The 6,472-nt window shown below is 46.8% G+C and carries 5 protein-coding genes; all 5 read left to right on the top strand.

Translation table 11 applies throughout. The features are described 5' to 3' along the window. A partial coding sequence (locus tag QUA71_RS09930) for a calcium-binding protein (RefSeq protein WP_333284479.1) occupies window positions 1–819 on the top strand: 819 nt, incomplete at its 5' end. Between the two features lie 623 nt (window positions 820–1,442). After that, window positions 1,443–2,408, top strand: coding sequence for a threo-3-hydroxy-L-aspartate ammonia-lyase (locus tag QUA71_RS09925; protein ID WP_333284478.1), 966 nt, complete (start codon window positions 1,443–1,445; stop codon window positions 2,406–2,408). 119 nt (window positions 2,409–2,527) lie between these two features. After that, complete coding sequence (locus QUA71_RS09920; protein WP_333284476.1) at window positions 2,528–5,755, top strand: DUF499 domain-containing protein; 3,228 nt, start codon at window positions 2,528–2,530, stop codon at window positions 5,753–5,755. Window positions 5,756–5,829: 74 nt separating this feature from the next. Then, window positions 5,830–6,258: a DUF7680 family protein gene (locus QUA71_RS09915; protein ID WP_333284474.1), complete on the top strand. Its 429-nt coding sequence runs from the start codon at window positions 5,830–5,832 to the stop codon at window positions 6,256–6,258. Between the two features lie 4 nt (window positions 6,259–6,262). Then, on the top strand, window positions 6,263–6,472 hold a 210-nt coding region (locus tag QUA71_RS09910; RefSeq protein WP_333284472.1), incomplete at its 3' end, for a hypothetical protein.

The raw sequence follows: 6,472 nt of genomic DNA, 5'->3' as shown, positions 1-6,472 counted from the left end.
ACCGTAGCCGCTGGTTCGACGCTTATTGCGAATCTGGGTACGGCTGCTAGCAATCTGGGAACGGCGGACTTTGTATTCACAGGTACGATCGCCGCTTCTGCCAATGGCACTACTGTGACTGGTACTACTACCAACTCAGGCAGTGTTGCCGATTTAACTACGGCTGGAAATACTTTCCCCATCGCCTTTAACAATTTCGGTTCAGGTGCTGGCGGTTACAACTTCACCACTCCTGTCTTGTTTACCGGAGATGCGACTGATAACAGCGTCACTGGTACTGAGTTTGCTGACATCTTCAGCGGCGGTTCGGGTGCCGACATTTTCGACGGCGGTTTGGGTAACGACAGCATTTCCGGCGACGATGGCAATGACAGCCTCTTCGGCGGTGGCGGTAGCGATACTCTCAACGGCGGCATCGGTAATGACACTTTAATCGGTGGTGTGGGAACTAATGCTCTCAACGGCGGTGCTGGTTTGGATGTGTTTGTGTTCAGCGGAACTACTGCTGACGGCGGGGATTTCATTACCAATTACAGCATTACTGATGATGTAATTAACCTCGACAGCACTGGTTTTGCAGCCTTTACAACCGGATCTGGGCCTTTGAGTTCGAGTTTCTACGCTTACAGCAGCACAGTGTCTGATGTAACTGTGTTTGAAGCAACTTTAACCGGGCCGTCCATCATGGCTATCTACGACGGTTTGTCTACTAAACTGTATTACGATAGCAACGGTTCTACGGTTGGTGGTAACAGTTTGTTTGCCACTGTCGATGTCAATTTGGGACCGACCGGTAATACTGAATTGTTCTTGTTCTAAACGGCAAGAATCCTAATCGGGATATCAGCGGTACGGTTAGGGACACAGCATGGCTGTGTCCCTACAAGATACGGGTAAGGACACAGCCATGCTGTGTCCTTTTTTTTGGTAATTGTTAAACAATGTAGCCGCTCTTTTTTGGGTAGGGAAATGGCATTGCCAAGTCCTCTTTTGCGTTGTTGTCCAGGGTTAGAGTCGATCGCACTCGCGAGGGCAATTTCACCCTCCAGTCCGGTTTATTTGACCCGTTATATGGATTCCGGTTGTATCGGAATGATTAAACCGCAGAGGACACAGAGGGTACAGAGAAAGGGAAGAGAGAGATGAATAATTCCGATGCCAACGGATTTGATATTATCCGAAATCAGCACACTGCGCCGTGCCGTTTCCCTACAATTAATCGGGCGGTGGTTAAATTTGTATTCATTAATCCCTCTCCTGTGCAAGTACAAACGGCCCTTTACTTTTTGATAGTAAATTGTCATAGCTTTAATTTTAGTCAACAGCTTTTTTAACAATTAAGCGCAACAGCTAATGATAAAAATTTATAGTTTAATGGTACGAGTGAAGCGGGCAATGCCCAGCCTACAAATAGAGTCCTCGATCGCCCAAATCTAAAATCTATGAGCGCCGACTTCTGTGCCCAAAATCCCTTGTCAGTCAGTTTCGCAGATGTGGAGGCGGCGGCAAATCGCTTGCAGGGCGCAGCTTTCAAGACGCCGGTGCTGACTTCGGAAACTTTCAACAAACGCACAAATTCTCAGGTATTTTTCAAGTGCGAGAACTTTCAGCGCACGGGTTCGTTTAAATTTCGGGGTGCTTGCAATGCTTTGATGCAGCTATCTGAAGCCGAAAAACAGCGGGGAGTGTTGACTTTTTCTTCGGGAAATCACGCGCAGGCGATCGCCCTTGCGGCACGGTTGCTAGAAATTCCTGCTACTGTTGTCATGCCGGCAGATGCGCCAAAAGTCAAGCAAGAAGCGACTCGCGGCTACGGTGCGGAAATTATTTTGTACGATCGCACTCAAGTTTCCCGCGAAGAGTTAGCGGCTAAAATTGCCGCAGAACGGCACTTGACAATTATTCCTCCTTACGATCATGCGTGGGTGATTGCGGGACAAGGTACGGCGGCGCTGGAATTAATCGCAGAAGTTGGGGAGTTGGATTTGCTGCTGGTTTGCTGCGGTGGCGGGGGTTTGCTTTCCGGGTGTGCGATCGCGGCAAAAACTTTGTCTCCGCAGTGTAAAGTAATAGGAGTAGAACCCGAGCAAGCAGACGATGCGGCGCGATCGTTCCGCACGAAAACGCTGCAAACTGTTACTAACCCGGATACGATTGCTGACGGTGCGCGCACGCCATCTTTGGGGAAATTAACCTTTCCTTTGGTGCTGCATTATGTTGATGATATGGCAACAGTTTCAGAAGAGGCAATTCGCAGTACAATGTTTTTTATGTGGGAACGGATGAAGATAGTTGTCGAGCCGACTGGAGTGCTGGGGGCAGCAGCTTTGCTTTCAGGTGTTGTGAAAGCTGAAAATGCGAGAGTTGGGGTAATTGTCAGCGGGGGAAATGTCGATTTTAGTCATTAGTTATTGGATATCGGAATGATTTAACCGCAGAGAACGCAGAGAACACAGAGGGAGAAAAGAGAGAGATGAATAATTCCGATGAAGTGCGGAATTGATATTATTAGTTAAGGAGCTTTGAGATGCTGCCATTAATCTTTGATACCTGCGTGCCCAGAGATGAGATTTTATCGGGAGACTTGTCTCTAGATTTATTTGCAGCAAAATTGCGGCTGGTAGTCGAAGGAACTGCACCTCAAGTTTATCAAGATGCTAATAAATTCTTTGCCAATACCTTCGCAACTGACGGTATTAAAACCCTAATTCGGGAAGTTTTCAGCCGCTTGATGAAGCAAAGCGCCGGGGCTGGGGTAGTTCGTTTGGAAACGAGTTTTGGGGGCGGCAAAACTCACGATGAAATTGCACTCTGGCATATCTGCAAGCAAGGGCGAGAAATTGTCGGATTGGAACGCTTTACAGATATTAGTGTGATTCCCGATCGCCCTTTACAAGTTGCAGCGATCGACGGTCGAGATTTAGACCCAGAACAAGGAGTTTATCACTCGGACAGCGGCTTGACAACCTATACTCTTTGGGGCGAAATTGCCTACCAAATTGGCGGGATTGCAGGCTATCAGTTACTGCAAGGCAGCGACAAAAACGGCGTCAGTCCTGGTACTTCGGTGTTAGAACGGTTGACGGGGGGACAGCCGACTGTGATTATTTTAGATGAAATTGCGCGGTATTTGCGATCGGCAAAAGCGAAACAAATTGGCAGAAGCGATTTAGCCAAACAAGTGGTAGCTTTTCTATTTTCCCTGATGGATTTGGCGGCAGCCTGCGATAATTTAGTATTGGTTTATTCCCTCGCCTCGACAGCAGATACTTTTGCGGAAGAAACCGCAGAATTGCAAGAAACGATGCGCGCTTCTGCAAGACAAGAACGGGTTTTGAGCCCTTCTACAGATATCGAAATTTACAACATCGTCAAACAGCGCGTGTTTGCCAGAGTTAGCGAGGAAGCGGCGCAAAAAGCGGCATCGGAATATTTGGTGGCTTATCGCAATTGCCGGGTTAATTTGCCCGATGGGTGCAAAGATGCGTCATACTCAGAAGCGATCGCCCAAAGTTATCCGTTTCACCCGGAATTGTTCAATCTTTTAACTAAAAAAATTGCTTCTATTCCCGAATTCCAGAAGACGCGGGGGGCTTTGCGATTGTTCGCGCAAGTCGTGCGGCATTTGTGGGAAAATCGGGATGGTTGGGTGCCGATGATTCACACGCATCATATTCCGGTGGGGATGGATGCCGAAATTACTAACGATCTTACTTCTCGGTTGCAACGATCGCCCTTGCGGAATGCGATCGGCGCTGATATCTACAATCCCGATGGTAGGCCGGCTTACGCACAATTGCAAGATGGGGAATGGATAGCAGCAGGAAAACCGCCGTTTTCTACTTGGGTAAGCAGAACAATATTTTTGCATTCTCTGACTCAGGGAAATTCTTCGGGAATTCGGCTGGCGGAGTTGAATTTGTCGCTGCTGACTCCAGGGGTTGACAGCGGTTTTGTCGATCGCGCTTTAAAAACTTTGACGCAGGTAGCCTGGTATTTAGACTTCGATCCGATCACATCTTTAGCCCGGTTTAAAGAAGAACCTTCGATTAATAAAATCATTACCGAGGAGAAAGAACAAGTCGCGATATTGGCTGCAAAAGAAGATTTGAGAATTCGTCGAGATAGCATTTTTGCCAAGAAATTTTTTACCCTAGTTTCTAATATCGAAAGTCCCGGAAATGTAGACGATAACCCGGATGATGTGGCGTTGTGTGCGATCGACTTTGACGATGCCACGGTGAATGCTTCTACCGACGCAGCCCCGGAATTAATCGAGAGAATTTTCAACAATAGCGGCGAATCCGGGAAGTTTCGCACCTACCGCAATCGCTTGTTATTTTTGGTGGCAAATCGGCTAGAATTAGAAAACGCTATCGACAATACCAGAGAATATAAAGCAATTCAAAATATTCTCAAAAGTCAGAACCGGATGGCAGATTTATCGGGAAGCCAGCAGAAGGAATTGAAGGGACGGGAAGGCACAAAAGATATGGATGTGAGAGTATCTTTGACTAATACTTACCGCCATTTATTTTATCCTTCAAATGACCAAGTAAAAGCACCGAAAGGATTGATGCACTACACTCTTTCCGCCCAGGATGCGAGTATGGTGAAAGGCAAAAATAACCAGCAAGATGTGATTCTCAAAGTCCTCAAAGATTGCGGCAAGATTCGCCCGGAAGAAGCTAAACCTTTCGCCCCGGCTTTTATCTTGCAAAAAGTTTGGCCTGCTGGGTTGGATAGTTGGACGACGAAGGCGCTGCGGGATGCTTTTGCGAAGGATTTGAGTTTGAATATTCTCCTCGATGCGGAAGTTTCGATGCTGCGGGACACGATTCGCGAAGGTTTGAAAATGGGCAATTGGGATATGAAAGTCGGGGAGAGACTGTTTATCAAAACTGATGATAGCCTGTTGGCGCTGCCGGAGACGATCGAATTTAGCGATCGCGCCTCCCTGTACAGACGCGGCATTCTCGAACCTCCAGCGCCCAAAGAAGTGGAACTCAGCGCTCAATTGATGCCGAGTGCAGAAGCGGCAAAACCCGTGCGCGTAAGGTGGAAAGCGAAAGGATCACTGACGGTTAGTTTGTATCAAAATGATAGTTTGGTGGCGGGAAATTTCCGCCCTTCCGATGAGTATGACGCCACCATTGTTAATAACACTATTTTTCGTGTGGTGGCCGATTACGGTAACGGTGAGACAGCAGAAAAAGCAACCAATGTCAATCTAAATCCTCAAGTTTCTAGCTTTCGAGATAGTGGCAATTCTCCTTATGTTGTGGAAACACTACAGCCGAGTTTGTGGGAGGCGAAACCGCCGATTATCGAAATTGACGGCACGATTAATGCGGTATTTGCGGGATTGGGCGATCGCATTAGCGACTACAAAGTGCAAGGCATCGAAGTGCTAGAATTGTCTGTGAATCAGGTAATGGATTATCGCAAATTGGGAACAGCAATTTCCATATTGCAGCCGTGGCAACCCCAAATCGACCAAACCGCAAGCATTCAAACTGGCGATCAATTTGTGCGGCTGGAATATCAAGGGGCGTTGCGGGGATTTCAGAGCTTTTTCTCGACTATCAACAGTTTGTTGAACAGCCCCGACGCGCAAGCCAATGTTAGTTTGAAACTCACCTTAGAATTCAAGCCAGCTTTGTCAGCAAATGCGTCGGATATTAGCCGTATAAAACAAATGCTTGAACGCAATCCAGTAGAACGTTTAAATTTAATGGCAAGAGTAGTATATTAAAATGTAGGGGCGGGTTTTACCAACCATCTACGCCTCAAATAAACTCTCTCATAAACCCGCCCCGCCCATAGACCATGCAAGAATTTCAATTACGAGTTTTGCCTTTATATCATAACAACTTCGCCTTAGAACTCTACCAATGTGCTTACAAGAAAGCCGGAGAGAAAAAACGTCCTGCTGCTAAAAAATTGGGGCGACTCAAAGGAAATGCTCTGGTTTTGGCGAGACAAACAATTTATGCAACTCTCAAAGCGAATAATTACGACCCTAAAAGTTTATCTCAGCAGCGACAAACTCCTTATATTTTATCAGAAGAATCTGGCGTAAGTTTGGCGATTTTATTTCAATCGCTGCAACCGCTATCGAAAACCGAACGAATTGCGAATATTGCCGAAGGGATTATGGCGATGAGTAATGAAGAGGCACATTATTGGTTTGGTAAAATTGCCAATGGCAATCGTTCAAATGCTTTGAAAGCTTTGCGAATTTTATTGGGAGATTGAAATTGTGAAATTTTGCGCGATAATATGTGGAACAGGCATCTTGCCTGTTGGGGGCGGGCTAGAAGCCCACTCCACAATAAAATTAAATCTTTGTGGAACAGGCATCTTGCCTGTTGGGGGCGGGCTAGAAGCCCACCCCACAATAAAATTAAATCTTTGTGGAACAGGCATCTTGCCTGTTGGGGGCGGGCTAGAAGCCCACCCCACAATAAAA

It is taken from the genome of Microcoleus sp. MON1_C5, from assembly GCF_036701875.1.
GTDB lineage: Bacteria > Cyanobacteriota > Cyanobacteriia > Cyanobacteriales > Microcoleaceae > Microcoleus.
This window is presented reverse-complemented; position numbering and strand designations above follow the sequence as displayed.

Bases quoted from the DNA above. Each gene is read 5' to 3' on its own strand.
- QUA71_RS09925 (WP_333284478.1), top strand. From the start codon at position 1,443: ATGAGCGCCGACTTCTGTGCCCAAAATCCCTTGTCAGTCAGTTTCGCA.
- QUA71_RS09920 (WP_333284476.1), top strand. From the start codon at position 2,528: ATGCTGCCATTAATCTTTGATACCTGCGTGCCCAGAGATGAGATTTTA.
- QUA71_RS09915 (WP_333284474.1), top strand. From the start codon at position 5,830: ATGCAAGAATTTCAATTACGAGTTTTGCCTTTATATCATAACAACTTC.